Origin of the sequence: Brevundimonas terrae, from assembly GCF_011761985.1 — a bacterium.
In the GTDB taxonomy this organism is placed as follows: domain Bacteria; phylum Pseudomonadota; class Alphaproteobacteria; order Caulobacterales; family Caulobacteraceae; genus Brevundimonas; species Brevundimonas terrae.
The window spans coordinates 336,215-349,031 of the sequence record NZ_JAASQT010000001.1 but is presented as its reverse complement, the minus strand read 5'-3'; the positions used below and the strand labels follow the sequence as shown (position 1 = coordinate 349,031).

The 12,817-nt window shown below is 60.5% G+C and carries 15 protein-coding genes and 3 tRNA genes; 6 read left to right on the top strand and 12 right to left on the bottom strand.

What is annotated here, in order from left to right:
* From FHS64_RS01695 to rplU, 7 genes are all read right to left on the bottom strand, one after another.
* Nucleotides 1-480 carry an LptA/OstA family protein gene (locus tag FHS64_RS01695; protein WP_167174732.1) on the bottom strand — a complete coding sequence of 160 codons (480 nt, stop codon included), beginning with the start codon at nucleotides 478-480 and terminating at the stop codon, nucleotides 1-3.
* A gap of 3 nt (nucleotides 481-483) precedes the next feature.
* Entirely contained in the window at nucleotides 484-1,158 is a 675-nt protein-coding gene (gene lptC / locus FHS64_RS01690) for an LPS export ABC transporter periplasmic protein LptC (protein ID WP_167174729.1), read from the bottom strand.
* Nucleotides 1,159-1,177: 19 nt separating this feature from the next.
* Nucleotides 1,178-1,792: a ribonuclease D gene (locus FHS64_RS01685; RefSeq protein ID WP_167174726.1), complete on the bottom strand. Its 615-nt coding sequence runs from the start codon at nucleotides 1,790-1,792 to the stop codon at nucleotides 1,178-1,180.
* Between the two features lie 173 nt (nucleotides 1,793-1,965).
* Nucleotides 1,966-2,052: transfer RNA gene (locus FHS64_RS01680), tRNA-Leu, on the bottom strand.
* Nucleotides 2,053-2,180: 128 nt separating this feature from the next.
* Nucleotides 2,181-2,714: a GNAT family N-acetyltransferase gene (locus FHS64_RS01675; RefSeq protein WP_167174723.1), complete on the bottom strand. Its 534-nt coding sequence runs from the start codon at nucleotides 2,712-2,714 to the stop codon at nucleotides 2,181-2,183.
* Between the two features lie 169 nt (nucleotides 2,715-2,883).
* Nucleotides 2,884-3,168, bottom strand: coding sequence for a 50S ribosomal protein L27 (gene rpmA, locus FHS64_RS01670; RefSeq protein WP_167174720.1), 285 nt, complete (start codon nucleotides 3,166-3,168; stop codon nucleotides 2,884-2,886).
* Nucleotides 3,169-3,298: 130 nt separating this feature from the next.
* The gene (gene rplU / locus FHS64_RS01665; RefSeq protein WP_167174717.1) at nucleotides 3,299-3,772 is read right to left on the bottom strand and encodes a 50S ribosomal protein L21; all 474 of its coding nucleotides are present in this window, start codon (nucleotides 3,770-3,772) and stop codon (nucleotides 3,299-3,301) included.
* A gap of 268 nt (nucleotides 3,773-4,040) precedes the next feature.
* Between rplU and FHS64_RS01660 the strand changes: the two genes are divergently transcribed.
* The 3 genes from FHS64_RS01660 (at nucleotide 4,041) to FHS64_RS01650 (ending at nucleotide 6,102) form a co-directional block, all read left to right on the top strand.
* Nucleotides 4,041-4,697, top strand: a complete 657-nt coding sequence (locus FHS64_RS01660; protein WP_167174714.1) for a hypothetical protein — start codon at nucleotides 4,041-4,043, stop codon at nucleotides 4,695-4,697.
* A 75-nt stretch (nucleotides 4,698-4,772) separates the two neighbouring features.
* On the top strand, nucleotides 4,773-5,885 hold the full coding sequence (locus FHS64_RS01655) for a CobW family GTP-binding protein (RefSeq protein WP_167174711.1): 1,113 nt from the start codon (nucleotides 4,773-4,775) through the stop codon (nucleotides 5,883-5,885).
* Between the two features lie 10 nt (nucleotides 5,886-5,895).
* Complete coding sequence (locus tag FHS64_RS01650; RefSeq protein ID WP_167174708.1) at nucleotides 5,896-6,102, top strand: DUF2093 domain-containing protein; 207 nt, start codon at nucleotides 5,896-5,898, stop codon at nucleotides 6,100-6,102.
* 59 nt (nucleotides 6,103-6,161) lie between these two features.
* Here the strand turns inward: FHS64_RS01650 and FHS64_RS01645 are convergent, their stop codons facing one another.
* Complete coding sequence (locus tag FHS64_RS01645; RefSeq protein WP_167174705.1) at nucleotides 6,162-6,842, bottom strand: alpha/beta fold hydrolase; 681 nt, start codon at nucleotides 6,840-6,842, stop codon at nucleotides 6,162-6,164.
* 98 nt (nucleotides 6,843-6,940) lie between these two features.
* On the opposite strand from FHS64_RS01645, the gene FHS64_RS01640 reads away from it, so the two are divergent.
* The 3 genes from FHS64_RS01640 to FHS64_RS01630 all read left to right on the top strand — a co-directional run bounded on the left by FHS64_RS01640 (nucleotide 6,941) and on the right by FHS64_RS01630 (nucleotide 10,645).
* The gene (locus FHS64_RS01640; RefSeq protein ID WP_167174702.1) at nucleotides 6,941-7,900 is read left to right on the top strand and encodes a WD40 repeat domain-containing protein; all 960 of its coding nucleotides are present in this window, start codon (nucleotides 6,941-6,943) and stop codon (nucleotides 7,898-7,900) included.
* Between the two features lie 22 nt (nucleotides 7,901-7,922).
* Nucleotides 7,923-8,630, top strand: a complete 708-nt coding sequence (gene mtgA / locus FHS64_RS01635; RefSeq protein ID WP_167174699.1) for a monofunctional biosynthetic peptidoglycan transglycosylase — start codon at nucleotides 7,923-7,925, stop codon at nucleotides 8,628-8,630.
* A 125-nt stretch (nucleotides 8,631-8,755) separates the two neighbouring features.
* Entirely contained in the window at nucleotides 8,756-10,645 is a 1,890-nt protein-coding gene (locus FHS64_RS01630; RefSeq protein WP_243862665.1) for a TadE/TadG family type IV pilus assembly protein, read from the top strand.
* 78 nt (nucleotides 10,646-10,723) lie between these two features.
* On the opposite strand, the gene FHS64_RS01625 is transcribed toward FHS64_RS01630, so the two are convergent.
* The 4 genes from FHS64_RS01625 to FHS64_RS01610 form a co-directional block, all read right to left on the bottom strand.
* Nucleotides 10,724-11,635 (bottom strand): isopenicillin N synthase family dioxygenase, encoded by a 912-nt coding sequence (locus tag FHS64_RS01625; RefSeq protein ID WP_167176205.1) that lies wholly within the window; start codon nucleotides 11,633-11,635, stop codon nucleotides 10,724-10,726.
* Nucleotides 11,636-11,812: 177 nt separating this feature from the next.
* Nucleotides 11,813-12,427 (bottom strand): thermonuclease family protein, encoded by a 615-nt coding sequence (locus FHS64_RS01620; RefSeq protein WP_167174693.1) that lies wholly within the window; start codon nucleotides 12,425-12,427, stop codon nucleotides 11,813-11,815.
* A gap of 95 nt (nucleotides 12,428-12,522) precedes the next feature.
* Nucleotides 12,523-12,598 (bottom strand) — tRNA-Ala (locus tag FHS64_RS01615).
* An 81-nt stretch (nucleotides 12,599-12,679) separates the two neighbouring features.
* Nucleotides 12,680-12,755, bottom strand: a tRNA-Ala gene (locus FHS64_RS01610).
* Nucleotides 12,756-12,817: the final 62 nt, after the last annotated feature.

Below are 12,817 nucleotides of genomic sequence, written 5' to 3'. Positions count from 1 at the left end.
TTAGTTCGACGGGTAGAAGACGCCGCGAACGCGGGTGCCGGCGCTTTCGATGCGGGCTGTCTCGGTACGGACATTATAGACCAGACGCCCGCCGGTCAGAACATTCTGGCCCTGCGTCAGGATGACATCGCCGGTTACCAGAACCTGACCGTCATTGAGCGTATAGACGGCGTTATTGCCGCGCATGCTCTGGTCGGGGGTGACGAAATAGACATTGCCGGTGGCTTCCACGCGGGTCAGTTCGCCATTGGTGGTATAGCCGCGAATGGCATCGGCCCGCAGACGGTTGGTGCCTTGCGTCACCTCGGCACGGCCACGCAGGGCGAAGCCGTCGGCGGTATATTCACCGGAGTCCGCGCCGTACTGGACGGGTTGACGGGTGGCGTCGGCCGGATTGCTGCTCTGGGCGCCGGTCACAGCCGGAACGCCAAGGGCGAGGATCAGCGCAGCGCTGGCAATAAGGGTGCTGGTCTTAGACATAGTTTACCTGCCCGGCCCCGAAGGGTTGATGGTTCCGCTGATCTTTTGGTCGCCCTGACCTTTGAATTCAATACGGCGGCCGTCTTCGTAAATGGCATAGGACGACGCATTGATGGTTCCAAGCGGGCCGTTACCGACAACGCCCTTGTCACCTGTAACGATCCCGGTCTGGGTGTCGATAACCGCTTCGGGCGTTTTCAGCGAGAAGCCGGATGCGCCGTCGGTAATCTGTACATTAGGACCGATAACGACCTTGCGGTCGCCTTCGTCATAGCGCCCGCCATCGGCCGTCAGCTTGGTGATTTTCTGGCCGCCAAGGTTCAGTTCCAGAAGAGGCTTGATCAGCCGGTACTGGTCGTTGTCGGGCGCGCGGACGGCCCCTTCGGCTCCGATACGGAAGCTGCGTCCTTGCGCGTCCTGACCGTGGAACATGGGGTTGTCGAGGCGCAGTTCGCGGCTTTCGCTGGCGCGGCGCTCGACGCCCGACATGACCGAGCGGAACACCACCCAGGTCACGGCGCTGCCGGCAATCAACAGGATAATGATGGGCAGGATTTTACGCAGGCGCTGCACGCGTTCGGAGCGTCGGCGCCAGCGCACACCGGCGGCGGCCACGCGCGCTTCGTCGGCGTCTTTCAACGCTTGCTGATGCGGGTTGTGGCCTTCGGGTTCGCTCATCAGTGTCTCTAAGGGCGGATCAGGCGTGGGCGAAGATGTCGACTTCGTCCCAGCCAGCCAGATCGAGGCGGGAGCGAATCGGCAGGAAATCGAAACAGGCGGCGGCCAGCTCGGCGCGGCCTTCGCGCGCCAGCATGATATTCAGACGCTCCATGACGACGTGCAGATGCAGCACGTCGGAGGCGGCATAGTCCAGTTGCGCCTGCGTCAGGGTTTCGGAACCCCAGTCCGAAGATTGCTGGGCCTTGGACAGGTCCACACCGGCCATTTCACGCACCACGTCCTTCAGGCCGTGGCGGTCCGTATAGGTGCGGGCCAGTTTGGACGCGATCTTGGTGCAGTACACCGGACGGGTCTCGACACCCAGATGCAGTTCGAACATGCCGATGTCGAAACGGCCAAAGTGGAAGATTTTCAAAACCTTCGGGTCGGACAGGACGCGTTTCAGGTTCGGGCAGTCATAGGCCGGACGACGCATGCGCACGACGTGGGCATTGCCGTCACCCGACGACAGCTGCACCACGCACAGCTCATCACGACGGAAGCGCAGGCCCATGGTTTCCGAATCCACAGCCACAACGGGGCCAAGATCCAGATCGTCGGGCAGGTCACCTTCGTGGAGATAAACGGTCATGTGTCGAACTCGGTTTGCAGCGTATCCGTGGATACGACAAAATGGGGCCTGAACATAGACGAACCACGTCTGACCGCTAGGTAGTGTGCCCAAGAAAGCACCCGTGACGGGACAGACGGGAGGTCCATAGACAAATGGCGCTGCATCTTGTGATGCAGCGCCATTTGAATAAATGGTGCCCAGAAGAGGACTCGAACCTCCACGGCCGTTAAGCCACTGGCACCTGAAGCCAGCGCGTCTACCAATTCCGCCATCTGGGCCGGAGGGAGCGTTTCCGCCCCGCCGATGAGTGGGGTATAGGGGGCGCTCATTCGGCGGTCAACAGAGTTTTTTCAGTTTCGTGAAAAAACACGGTGATTGGCGAAACTACCGCGATTACAGCGACCTATCAGGCAAGCCAGACCATGCGGCGCGTGTCTGTGAGGGCGCTGCGGGCGTGACTGAATTCGCGGCGGGTTTCGCCCGTATAGAGGAAGCCGGCCTTCTCCAGAACGCGACCCGAAGCGGGGTTGTCGGCAAAGTGGCCCGCGACCATGGCGCGGCGCTTCCACTTGCGCGACGCCCAGACCAGAGCCCCTTGCAGCGCTTCGGTGGCATAGCCGCGACCCCAGAATTCGCGCCCGATCCAATAGCCGGTTTCAGGTACAGGATCGCTATCCTCGAACATGCCGATCACACCGACAGGGCCGTGGTCCTCGTGTTCGATGACGAAGGTGTTGGCGCGGGCTGGGTCCTGACTGGCGACGTGCAGCACGAAATCTTCGGCGTGGATCGACGTATAGGGGTGGGGGAGCCGCAGGGTCATGCGGGCAATATCGATATCGTTCGCCATACGGGCGATGCGCGATGCGTCTTGAGGGCGCGGAGCGCGCAAGGTCAGGCGCCGCGTTTCGACGACGGGAGAGGTTTCAATCACGCACATGTACTGCCTCGATCTCTCTGTACCGTCGCCTTGGAGGGTTCGGACGGCTTTCGAAGCGGGGAAACGCAAACGGGGAGCCTGGTGATCCAGACTCCCCGCGGAATATTTTCCCTAGGTCCGGATCGGCTGCTGGTTGAGCAACACGATCCGAATCAAAGTGCAGATCGCGTTACTCGGCGGCCATCGCCTCGGCTGCGTCATTGGCAGCCACGATGGATACGTAACAACGGCCACCAGCTTTGGTGGTGAACTGCACTGCGCCGGTTGCGGTCGCAAACAGGGTGTGGTCACGACCCAGGCCAACATTGGTGCCCGGGTGGAACTTGGTGCCGCGTTGGCGCACGAGGATGTTGCCAGCGAGAACCTTCTCGCCGCCATACTTCTTCACGCCAAGGCGTTTCGACTCTGAGTCGCGGCCGTTACGCGACGAACCGCCGGATTTTTTGTGAGCCATCTTGCTGCTCCTCTGTTTGACGCGCTCCGGTCCTGAAACCTGTGTGGAGCTTGTCTATCGTTACTGGCGGCCCGTTAGATAACGGTCGCATGTTCTATGTGGGTGCCCCGTAAGGCACCCGGCGAAACTCTTAGGCCTCGGTGGCCTTGGCTTTTTTGGCCGGAGCCTTCTTAGCCTTAGGAGCTTCCTCAGCTGGGGCGGCTTCGACGCGCGGGGCCAGGCCACGAGCGCGAGCATTGATTTCAGCCTTGGTGATAAGGTTGACCGTACCATCCCATTTTGCAGTTTCGCCAGCACCTTCGATGCCGGTGATTTGCAGAACGGATTCCATCTGGCGATGGCCGTTGGTACGACGATAACCCTGACGACGGATCTTCTTGAAGATCTTGATCTTCTCGCCCTTGCGGGTTTCGATCAGGGTCGCAGCCACCGTGGCGCCTTCGACAACAGGAGCGCCAACAGTGACACCCTTGTCGCCGCCCAGCATGAGGACTTCGTTAAAGGAAATAGCAGCGCCTGCATCGCCGTCGAGCTTTTCGACAACAACAACATCGCCCGGTTGGACCCGGTACTGCTTTCCGCCGGTCTTGATCACCGCGTACATATGAAGCCTCAGCGTGAACGCAAAAAAGAATGCGCCCGCCGGGAAACCCGCGGGCGAAGAGCGGCGACATATACGGATGGTGACGAAAGAGTCAACGGATATCGGGTATTAAAGCCCGTGAAGTCGTCGCTGAATGTGGGGTGTGGCCTGATTGCATGCCTGCTGCAAGGGATTTGGCGCTGAATCAGGGTTTCTCACCCTATCCTAAAGTGTGATTCCGCCTGCGGGAGTCTCGACTGTTACATCATAACACTATAGAGGGGTGGTGATGATAACCTCCGACCTCGCCCAGCCTCTTGTCCTGTCTCTGCTCGGAGGTGGCTTTATAGCGGCAGCCCTGCATGCGGCCCTGCCCACCCACTGGTTACCCTTTGTACTGGTCGGGCGTGCGCAAGGCTGGACGATGCGTCGTCTGGGCATGGTGGTGGTGGCCGCCGCGCTGGCGCATGTGGCAACAACGGCTCTTATAGGGGGCGCAGTCACGATTGCAGGGGTAGCGCTGGACCGCTGGCTGCATGGCGTCTTGCCGCATCTGTCGTCGGCCCTGCTGTTTCTGTTCGGGGCTTTTTATCTGGCGCGCTATTGGCACCGCACCACAGTGCCTGACTGTAAAGGGTGCGAGCATGACGAGCCCAAGGTGTCTGACCGCACGGCGATTCTGGGCCTGATTGCCCTGATGGCGGCCTCGCCGGGCGAGGTTCTGTTGCCGGTCTATCTGTCTTCGGCCACGCAGGGCTTGAGCGTGTTTCTAGCTCTGACGGCCGGATTTGTGCTGGGGACCATTGTGGGCATGCTGGTTCTGACCTCGCTGGCCATGGCGGGCTATTCCATTTTGCGACTGGAACGCTGGGCGCGTTACGAAGGTGTGGTGCTGGGCGCGGCCCTGATCGGGCTTGGCTTTATAATGGCCTTCCATCCCGCCTGAGTAGATGTGTCGTTGCCGCGTTAAAATGGCGCGATGGGGCTTTTCAACCGGCGTTTGAAGGGCCATCTAGCGGCCATGACCCAAAAGACCCCAGTGACCGTCCTGACCGGCTACCTCGGTGCCGGTAAAACCACGCTTCTGAACCGCATCCTCACCGAGGATCACGGCAAGCGTTATGCTGTCATCGTCAACGAGTTCGGCGAGATCGGTATCGACAACGATCTGGTGGTCGGTGCCGACGAAGACGTGTTCGAAATGAACAATGGCTGCGTCTGCTGCACGGTGCGCGGTGACTTGATCCGTGTGGTTTCGGGCCTGATGAAGCGCCAGCGTCCGGGTAAACCCGCATTTGACGCCATCATCGTCGAAACGACCGGCTTGGCCGATCCGGGGCCGGTGGCCCAGACCTTCTTTGTTGACGAAGAGGTCAAGGCCAAGACCCAGTTGGACAGCGTGACGGCGCTGGTTGACGCCAAGCACGTCATGGCGCGTCTGGACGACAGCAAAGAAGCCCGCGAGCAGGTGGCCTTTGCCGACCGTATTATCCTGAACAAGATCGATCTGGTGTCCGAAGAGGAACTGGTTGCGGTCGAGGCCCGCCTGCGTGCGCTGAACCCACTGGCCCCCATCGTGCGCGCCGAGCGCTCGAACGTGCCGCTGGATCAGGTTCTGGGTCTTCATGCGTTTGATCTGGAGCGCATCCTCGAGGTCAATCCGAACTTTGTGAACCCGCCGCACGGTGCCGATGGCCACGTCCATGACGAGCATTGCGGCCATGACCACGGCCATCACCACCACGATCATGACCATGTGCATGACGAGAACTGTGGCCACGACCACAGCGATGACCACGGCCACGACCACCATCATGGCGCACGCGGCCACGCCCATAATGACGACATCAAAGGCATCTCGCTGACGCTGGATCGCCCGATGAACGGTGCCAAATTCACCGCATGGCTGGACAAGCTGCTGGGCGAGCAGGGCCAGAACATCCTGCGCGCCAAGGGCATTATCGACGTGGCGGGCGAGGATCGCCGTCTGGTGTTCCAGGCCGTGCACATGATCCTTGAAGGCGACCTGCAACAGCCATGGGGCGACGAGCGCCGCTGGAGCCGTGCCGTCTTTATTGGCCGTGACCTCGACGAAGCCGAACTGAAGGCTGGCTTCGAGGCGTGTGCCGCCTAAGGAGAATAGAATGACCGAAGCATTCAAGCGCGAAGCCAAGCTGGTCTATCACTCGGGCAGTTTCGATGTGGTCCAGTCCGGCGACCATGTCGTCTGCGCCGTCAGCGGCCAGCCTGTGCCTGTCGAGGCCTTGAACTACTGGAGCGCCGAGCTTCAGGAGGCCTATGCCAAACCGGCGCTGATGATCGAGCGTCTGCGTGGGCTGGATCGTCTGTAAGCGACCTATTCGCCCATATTGAAACGGCCACTGTCGCTAGGCAGTGGCCGTTTTGCTTTTTAGAACCCTTGCAGCCAGTCCGTCATGGTGCTGGCCAGCGCGTCTGGCTGTTCCAGCGGGATCATGTGGCCGCTATCGGGGATGGTGATCAGAGACGCCGAAATGCCGTTCGCCAGTTCTTGGGCCTCGGCGGGGCTTCTGAGGGCGTCAGTGTCGGCAGCGATAATCAGGGTTGGCACGTTGATGTCGGACAGGCGGTCCAGATCGCCGTCGCGGGCGATGTAGGACTGTCGGTGAAAGACGTGGCCGCCCAGATTGATGCCCATATCGCGGACGCGGGCCAGCATGTCGGCATCATCACGCAGTCGGGGATGCAAGGATGACTGGATGGCGGGGCGGCTGAGGCCTTTAAAGCGTTCGGGCGGGGATTTGAGGCTGGAGCGACGCTGGCGGATCATTTCATCCGTGTCGCCGCGCGCCGAGGTGGCGATCAGGATCAGGCTTTGCACGCGATCCGGCGCAAGGCGCACGATTTCGCGGGCCACATAGCCGCCCATGGAAAAACCGGCGAGATGGAAATGCGCGGGCAGGGCGGGCAACAGGGCCTGCGCCATCGCCTCGATGGTTTCGCCTTCGCGCAGGGCCACGGGAATGACCGGCCTGTACGGAGCTAGGGCCTCCAGCATGTCATCCCACAGGGTTTCATCGGCCATAAAGCCGGAGACGAGAACAATCGCCATAGCTACTCCCTTTGCGTGTTTCCTATAGGCGCGCCCGCCCGCCACGGCTATGAGCAGTCTTTAGAGTATTTGCGCCCTTCAAGCTTGCCGAGACCCCTATGAATTTCACCTTCGATGCCCAGATTACCGCTGCCCTGTTCGACAAAACACAGGCCGTGTTCGCATTGGGTGACGGTTCGGTGCGTTTCGAGGACGGGTCGCGCAACGAAGTGCATGACGGCGCGGTGCTGTGCGCCTGTGTCCACCCGTCGGGAGAGGGCATTGTCACTGGTGGTGATGACGGCAAGGTCGTTTGGAGCCGTGTGGGCGAGGCCATGGTTCTGGCCGAGGGCAAGGGCTGGATCGACTCGATTGCTGCCAGCGCTGAAAGCGGTCTGATCGCTTTTTCGTCGGGGCGCACCCTGTCGGTGATCGACACCAAGGATCCGGTCTTCCGTCGTGATTTTCAGCACGAACGCACCGTCTCGGGCGTGGCTTTTGATCCCAAGGGGCGCCGTATCGCCACCTCGACCTATGGCGGGGCGTGGCTGTGGTATGCGCGGATTGAACAGCAGCAGCCGGTGAAGCTGCAATGGGCAGGCTCGCACCTGTCCGTCGCCTTCTCGCCGGACGGTGCCTATGTGATCACCGCCATGCAGGACAACCAGTTGCATGGCTGGCGCCTGAAGGATCAACGCAATATGCGGATGGGCGGCTATCCGTCCAAGATCAAGAGCTTTGCCTTCCTGTCCAAGGGGCAGCTTCTGGCCACGTCGGGCGCGCAAGGTGTGGTGCTGTGGCCGTTCATCGGCTCCAACGGTCCGATGGGCCGCGAGGCGACCGAGATCGGGTATGACGAGACGACCTTGATCGCGCAGGTGGCGGCATCGAACACGCAAGGCCGTCTGGTCGCGGGTCTGGAAGATGGCCGTGTCTGGTGGGCCGATCCGGCAGGGCGCGGTCTGGACTTCATCAAGCAGGACAAGGGTGCGCCGATCACTGCTCTGGCCATGAGCCATGGCGGCGCGCGCATCGCATGGGCCGATGAAGACGGCCATGCGGGCGTTCATTCGTTCTGATTTCTGCGCAGGGGGGGCGAGGATGGCCAAGTCGGCAAGCCGTAAACGGCGACCACTGCTGAAGCTGTTCCTGTTTGTGTTGGCGCTTCCGTTCCTGCAGGTGGCGGTGTTTCGCTTTGTACCGCCGCCGCCAAACATTCTAATGATCTCGCAAGCCCTCAAGGGGCACGGGCTGGATTATCGCTGGCGCTCGCTGGATGACTTGTCGCCCTATCTGGTGACCGCAGCCATTGCGGCCGAGGATGCGCAGTTTTGCGCGCATAACGGCTTTGACGTGGACGCTATCCGCAAGGCGATGAAGGCCAATGAGCGGGCCGAGGCGCGCGGTTCGGCCAAGATGCGCGGCGGCTCGACCATTTCGCAGCAGACAGCCAAGAACGTCTTTCTGTGGCCGGGGCGCTCCTATATCCGCAAAGGTCTGGAGGCGGGCTATACGGTCCTGATCGAGTTCGGCTGGGGCAAGAAGCGGATCATGGAAGTGTATCTGAACGTCGCCGAGTTCGCGCCGGGGGTGTACGGGGCCGAGGCTGCGGCGCAGCACTGGTTCGGGAAAAGTGCCAAAAACCTGGATCGTCGCGAGGCGGCACGCCTGATCGCGGTTTTGCCCAGCCCGCGTCGCTATAATGCGGCATCCCCCGGTCCCTATGTGCGCGGCCGTACTTCACGCATTCAGGCTAATGCCGGACAGGTGCGGGCGCAGGGCTTGAACCGGTGTGTCATAGACCGTTAGGGGTCTTGTGACACTGTGAGGGCGGCACAACCATGGCGTTAACCCTTCCTGTTGATCGCCTATAACCAATTTATCGCCCATTTTAGGCTGTTCGAGCGAATGGCAAACTGATGCTGGAGAGTAGAATGAACAGCTTCACAGGTCGTTTTGTGCATTTGTTGCAACGTTTTACACGTTCGCAACGAGGCAATGTGGCGATGATTGCCGGTATTGCCCTGCCTGTGCTGCTAATGATCTCGGCCGGTGCCATCGACCTGCACAATGCCGCCAAGGTGAAGAGCGAGCTTCAGGACGCGCTGGATGCCGCGACACTGGCCGCAGCCCGTTCGAACGCGACGACCAATGCCGATGTGCAGAAGGTTGGCATGGCATCGCTCAAGGCCAATATGCCGAACTATTTCCTGACCAATCCCGGTGACGTCGCCAGCTTTACTGTGAATGATAGGACCGAGGTTCAGGCCACCGCGACGGTTCAGGTCAAGACCATCATCGCCAATGTCTTCCTGCCGCCCTACGGCCAGTTGTTCGACGACTACCTGCCTATGGGGGCGTCTTCCAACGTCCTGCGCGCGTCGCGCAATGTGGAAGTGGCTATGGCGCTGGACGTGACCGGCTCGATGAGCGACGGCGTCGATTACATGCCAGACCTCAGGGCCGCTGCGACGGAACTGGCGGGAATTGTGGTTCAAGGCGATCAAAGTCTGTTCACCACGCGCGTGGCGCTGGTGCCTTATGCAGGCGGGGTCAATGTCGGAGATTTTGCCAACGCCTTACGTGGGTCCATGCGGGACCAGCTTACCGATGTGACCAAGTCCGAATGGGCGCAATCACCAACATCGATTACGGGGGTGTCAGGCCAGACTTTGACGGCCCGCAATCACGGCTTGAAGGTTGGAGATCCCGTTTTCCTGACAGGATTTAGCACGCGCGGAAACCTGAATGAGACTGCCCGTATTGTTAAAAAAGTGACGAGTGCAGACAATTTCGAATTGGAGGGCTCGTATAGCTCGACAGATTTGGGGGGCTCCTCACGCGCAGTGCGAAAATGCGAAACTGAGGGCTGTTATACGGTCCTGACTTCTGTGAACCACAGCTTGGTCACAGGCGAAATCGCGCAAATCACAAATACAAGTGGCGTAACCGGTTTGAATGATCGTCATCCGGTTACGGTGATCGACGAGAACCGTTTCTCGGTCCCGCTGGTGGGGTATAATCGCGGTAATTTGTCACGAAACGGCAAGGTGGAATGCGGCCGCGATGGTTGTCAGAACCGTATGTTCCGACACATCCGCAACAGCACTAAGGTGGATTATTATACCCGTCTGCCCGCTACGACCTGTGTCAGTGAACGTCCACGGGGCAATAACGCGCCCTCCGAAGCCGCGCCCTCATCAACGACCTATGTCGGTCGTGCCTATTTGAGCAGCAGTAACAATCCCTGCCCGTCGGCCCAGTTCATACCTCTGACCAACCAGTTGACCGGTAAGGGGGGATTGAACGAAACGATTAAAACCTACCGTGCCGGTGGTTCGACGGCCGGCCAAGTCGGGATCGAGATGGCTTGGTATGCTGTTTCCCCGACCTTCGGCAGCGTGTTTCCGGCAGCGAGCCGTCCCAATGCCTATAACACTGCGGAGACGGTGAAGGCGGTTATTCTGATGACGGATGGTGAGTTCAACACGCCTTTTTGTGAGGGTGTTATCGCTCGTAATGCCGGATCAGGCTCGGGTAATGACGAGTTCAAGATCAACTGCAATGCTACCAATGGCGAGGGTTTTGCGCAGTCTGTACAGCTGTGTGCCGCCATGAAGGCGCAAGGCATCGTGGTCTACACAGTGGGCTTCAATCTTAAGCTAACCAGCATTTCTGGTCCGATCGATACGGCTTATGAAGTCATGCACACCTGTGCCACCAATCCGAATGAGACCTTCTTCCCTGCTGCGACCGGTACCGACCTAAAGGAAGCCTTCAAATCTATCGGTCGTGACATTACGCGCCTGCGGATCGCCCGCTAAGGCGAGGTGTGCAGCGGATACAAGAAGGGCCGGACGAGTGATCGTCCGGCCCTTTTCATTTGGTGGTGCCTAGGTCGCTTAGATCAGTTTGATTTCGCGCAGGCGCTCGGTGAGGAAGTCCTCGGCCAGGATGGTCTTGCCGGCATAACGGTCAGGATTTTCCTCGGTGATCGTCGACGGCAGGGTCTCGATCGGGAAGTCCGGATTGAAGTGCAGGAAGAACGGGGTCGAGTAGCGCGCAAAGCCGCGGCGTTCCGGTGCCGGATTGACCACGCGGTGGGTGGTGGACGGCAGGACGTGGTTGACCAGACGTTGCAGCATGTCACCGATATTGATGACCAGCGCACCCGGAGGCGGGGCGATGTCCAGCCATTCGCCGTCCGAGTCCTTCAGTTGCAGACCGGCTTCTTCGGCGCCCAGCAACAGGGTGATGACGTTGATGTCTTCGTGGGCACCGGCGCGCACGCCTTCGGCATCGGCCGGAAGCGGCGGATAGTGCAGCAGGCGCAGGATCGAGTTACCCAGCTGGACCTTGTCCTCGAAATAGTCGTCGTCCAGCTTCAGATAGCGGGCGATGGCCTTGAGGACGCGGCGACCCAGCTCGTCCAGAGCCGAGAACATGCCATAGACGTTTTTCTGGAAGGTCGGAACTTCCGACGGCCAGACATTGTCACGCATGAACTTCTTGTATTCGTGACCTTCGGGCAGTTCGCGGCCGGTGTGCCAGAACTCTTTCAGGTCGCGTACCGAAGCGCCCTTGGCGGTTTCGATACCGAACGGAGTCAGGCCGCGTGCGCCGCCGGTGCCGGCCTGATGGTATTGGCGCTTGGTCTCTTCATCGAGGGCGAAGAAGGTCTTGGCATCGGCAATGGCGGCGTCGATGACGGCCTGATCCAGACCGTGATCGGATACGACGGCAAAGCCGTAGCGGGCAAAGGACGCGCCCAGTTCGTCGGCGAAACCCTGAAAATCGGCATCATAGCGGGTCATCGAGACCGGAACGATAGCCTTGGTGTTGCTGCCTTCGGCAGCTTTGGCGGTGATGGTGCTCACAGCAATCAGCCTCTAAACCAGAAATATGGCCCGCCTCTTACAGCAATATGTGGCCAAAAGGCAGACGCATGGCGAAAGGTCGGGGGATCGGGCCGAAATCTGATCTGGATCAAGCTATAGGGCGTCGGGTGTCGCCTGACAGATGGGCACGTCGCGATGGAAGCGCGGCCATAGGGCGGCATTGCCGCTTTGGACCATGGCGCAGTTCACCTCGGTATGGTCGGGCGTCCAGCAGATGGCGGTCACGCGCTCATAGCTTTGACCGACATTCTGGCAGGACAGGGTCTTGTTCTGCACCAGACGCTTGAGGGCCTCGGTCGAGGCGGCCGCCGAGGCTGTGGGGCAGGGGTGCCCCTGCGAGCAGGTTTCATCACGTTCGCGGGCCGAGATGGCATGCAGGCGCACGCGTGTGCCGTCCTTGCAGCGCAGGGTATCGCCATCGTTCACGCGCTCGACGCGGCAGGTGAAATCGGCCTTGCGCGCCAGTATCTCATTGGTGGGCGCAGGTGCCATGGCCGGAGAAATGGTGCGCCCGATCTGTTGGGCGGTGGACACGGCCTGTTCAGGCAGGCCCGCCTTCTCGCCATATTGCGACACCAGCCAGATCGCCAACAGAACCAGCAGCACCAAGCCGATCCCCAGCGGTCCCTTGGGCATCTTGGGGCGACGCGGCGGCGGAGGGGTGCGCGGGCGGAAGCGAACTACATGGGAGCGGTTTTGGCGGGACATCGGGAGCCATCGGCGAATCGTCAGGAAGGCGGCACTCTAGCCGATCGGGTGCCAGATAGGACAAAGGCCCCGCGGGGGTTCCGCGAGGCCTTTGATGGTGGAGCTTAGCGGAGTCGAACCGCTGACCTCTTGCATGCCATGCAAGCGCTCTACCAACTGAGCTAAAGCCCCGGACCGTTTGGTCGGGTGAAAGTCCAAAACAGGGCCTTCATAAAATGGAAAACCCCCCGCTGTGGTCCAGCGAGGGGTTTATGGTGGAGCTTAGCGGAGTCGAACCGCTGACCTCTTGCATGCCATGCAAGCGCTCTACCAACTGAGCTAAAGCCCCGAACCTTCCGGTCGGTCCCGTCGGGCTTGTGGCCCGTCGAGGTGGCGGAAACTAGGGAGTTC

Excerpts from the sequence above, each read along its gene's own strand:
- FHS64_RS01640 (WP_167174702.1), top strand. The coding sequence starts at position 6,941 with ATGAATTTCACCTTCGATGCCCAGATTACCGCTGCCCTGTTCGACAAA.
- FHS64_RS01630 (WP_243862665.1), top strand. The coding sequence starts at position 8,756 with ATGAACAGCTTCACAGGTCGTTTTGTGCATTTGTTGCAACGTTTTACA.
- rplU (WP_167174717.1), bottom strand. The coding sequence starts at position 3,772 with ATGTACGCGGTGATCAAGACCGGCGGAAAGCAGTACCGGGTCCAACCG.
- rpmA (WP_167174720.1), bottom strand. The coding sequence starts at position 3,168 with ATGGCTCACAAAAAATCCGGCGGTTCGTCGCGTAACGGCCGCGACTCA.
- FHS64_RS01620 (WP_167174693.1), bottom strand. The coding sequence starts at position 12,427 with ATGTCCCGCCAAAACCGCTCCCATGTAGTTCGCTTCCGCCCGCGCACC.
- FHS64_RS01695 (WP_167174732.1), bottom strand. The coding sequence starts at position 480 with ATGTCTAAGACCAGCACCCTTATTGCCAGCGCTGCGCTGATCCTCGCC.
- FHS64_RS01655 (WP_167174711.1), top strand. The coding sequence starts at position 4,773 with ATGACCCAAAAGACCCCAGTGACCGTCCTGACCGGCTACCTCGGTGCC.
- FHS64_RS01660 (WP_167174714.1), top strand. The coding sequence starts at position 4,041 with ATGATAACCTCCGACCTCGCCCAGCCTCTTGTCCTGTCTCTGCTCGGA.
- lptC (WP_167174729.1), bottom strand. The coding sequence starts at position 1,158 with ATGAGCGAACCCGAAGGCCACAACCCGCATCAGCAAGCGTTGAAAGAC.
- FHS64_RS01675 (WP_167174723.1), bottom strand. The coding sequence starts at position 2,714 with ATGTGCGTGATTGAAACCTCTCCCGTCGTCGAAACGCGGCGCCTGACC.
- FHS64_RS01625 (WP_167176205.1), bottom strand. The coding sequence starts at position 11,635 with ATGACCCGCTATGATGCCGATTTTCAGGGTTTCGCCGACGAACTGGGC.
- FHS64_RS01645 (WP_167174705.1), bottom strand. The coding sequence starts at position 6,842 with ATGGCGATTGTTCTCGTCTCCGGCTTTATGGCCGATGAAACCCTGTGG.
- mtgA (WP_167174699.1), top strand. The coding sequence starts at position 7,923 with ATGGCCAAGTCGGCAAGCCGTAAACGGCGACCACTGCTGAAGCTGTTC.
- FHS64_RS01650 (WP_167174708.1), top strand. The coding sequence starts at position 5,896 with ATGACCGAAGCATTCAAGCGCGAAGCCAAGCTGGTCTATCACTCGGGC.
- FHS64_RS01685 (WP_167174726.1), bottom strand. The coding sequence starts at position 1,792 with ATGACCGTTTATCTCCACGAAGGTGACCTGCCCGACGATCTGGATCTT.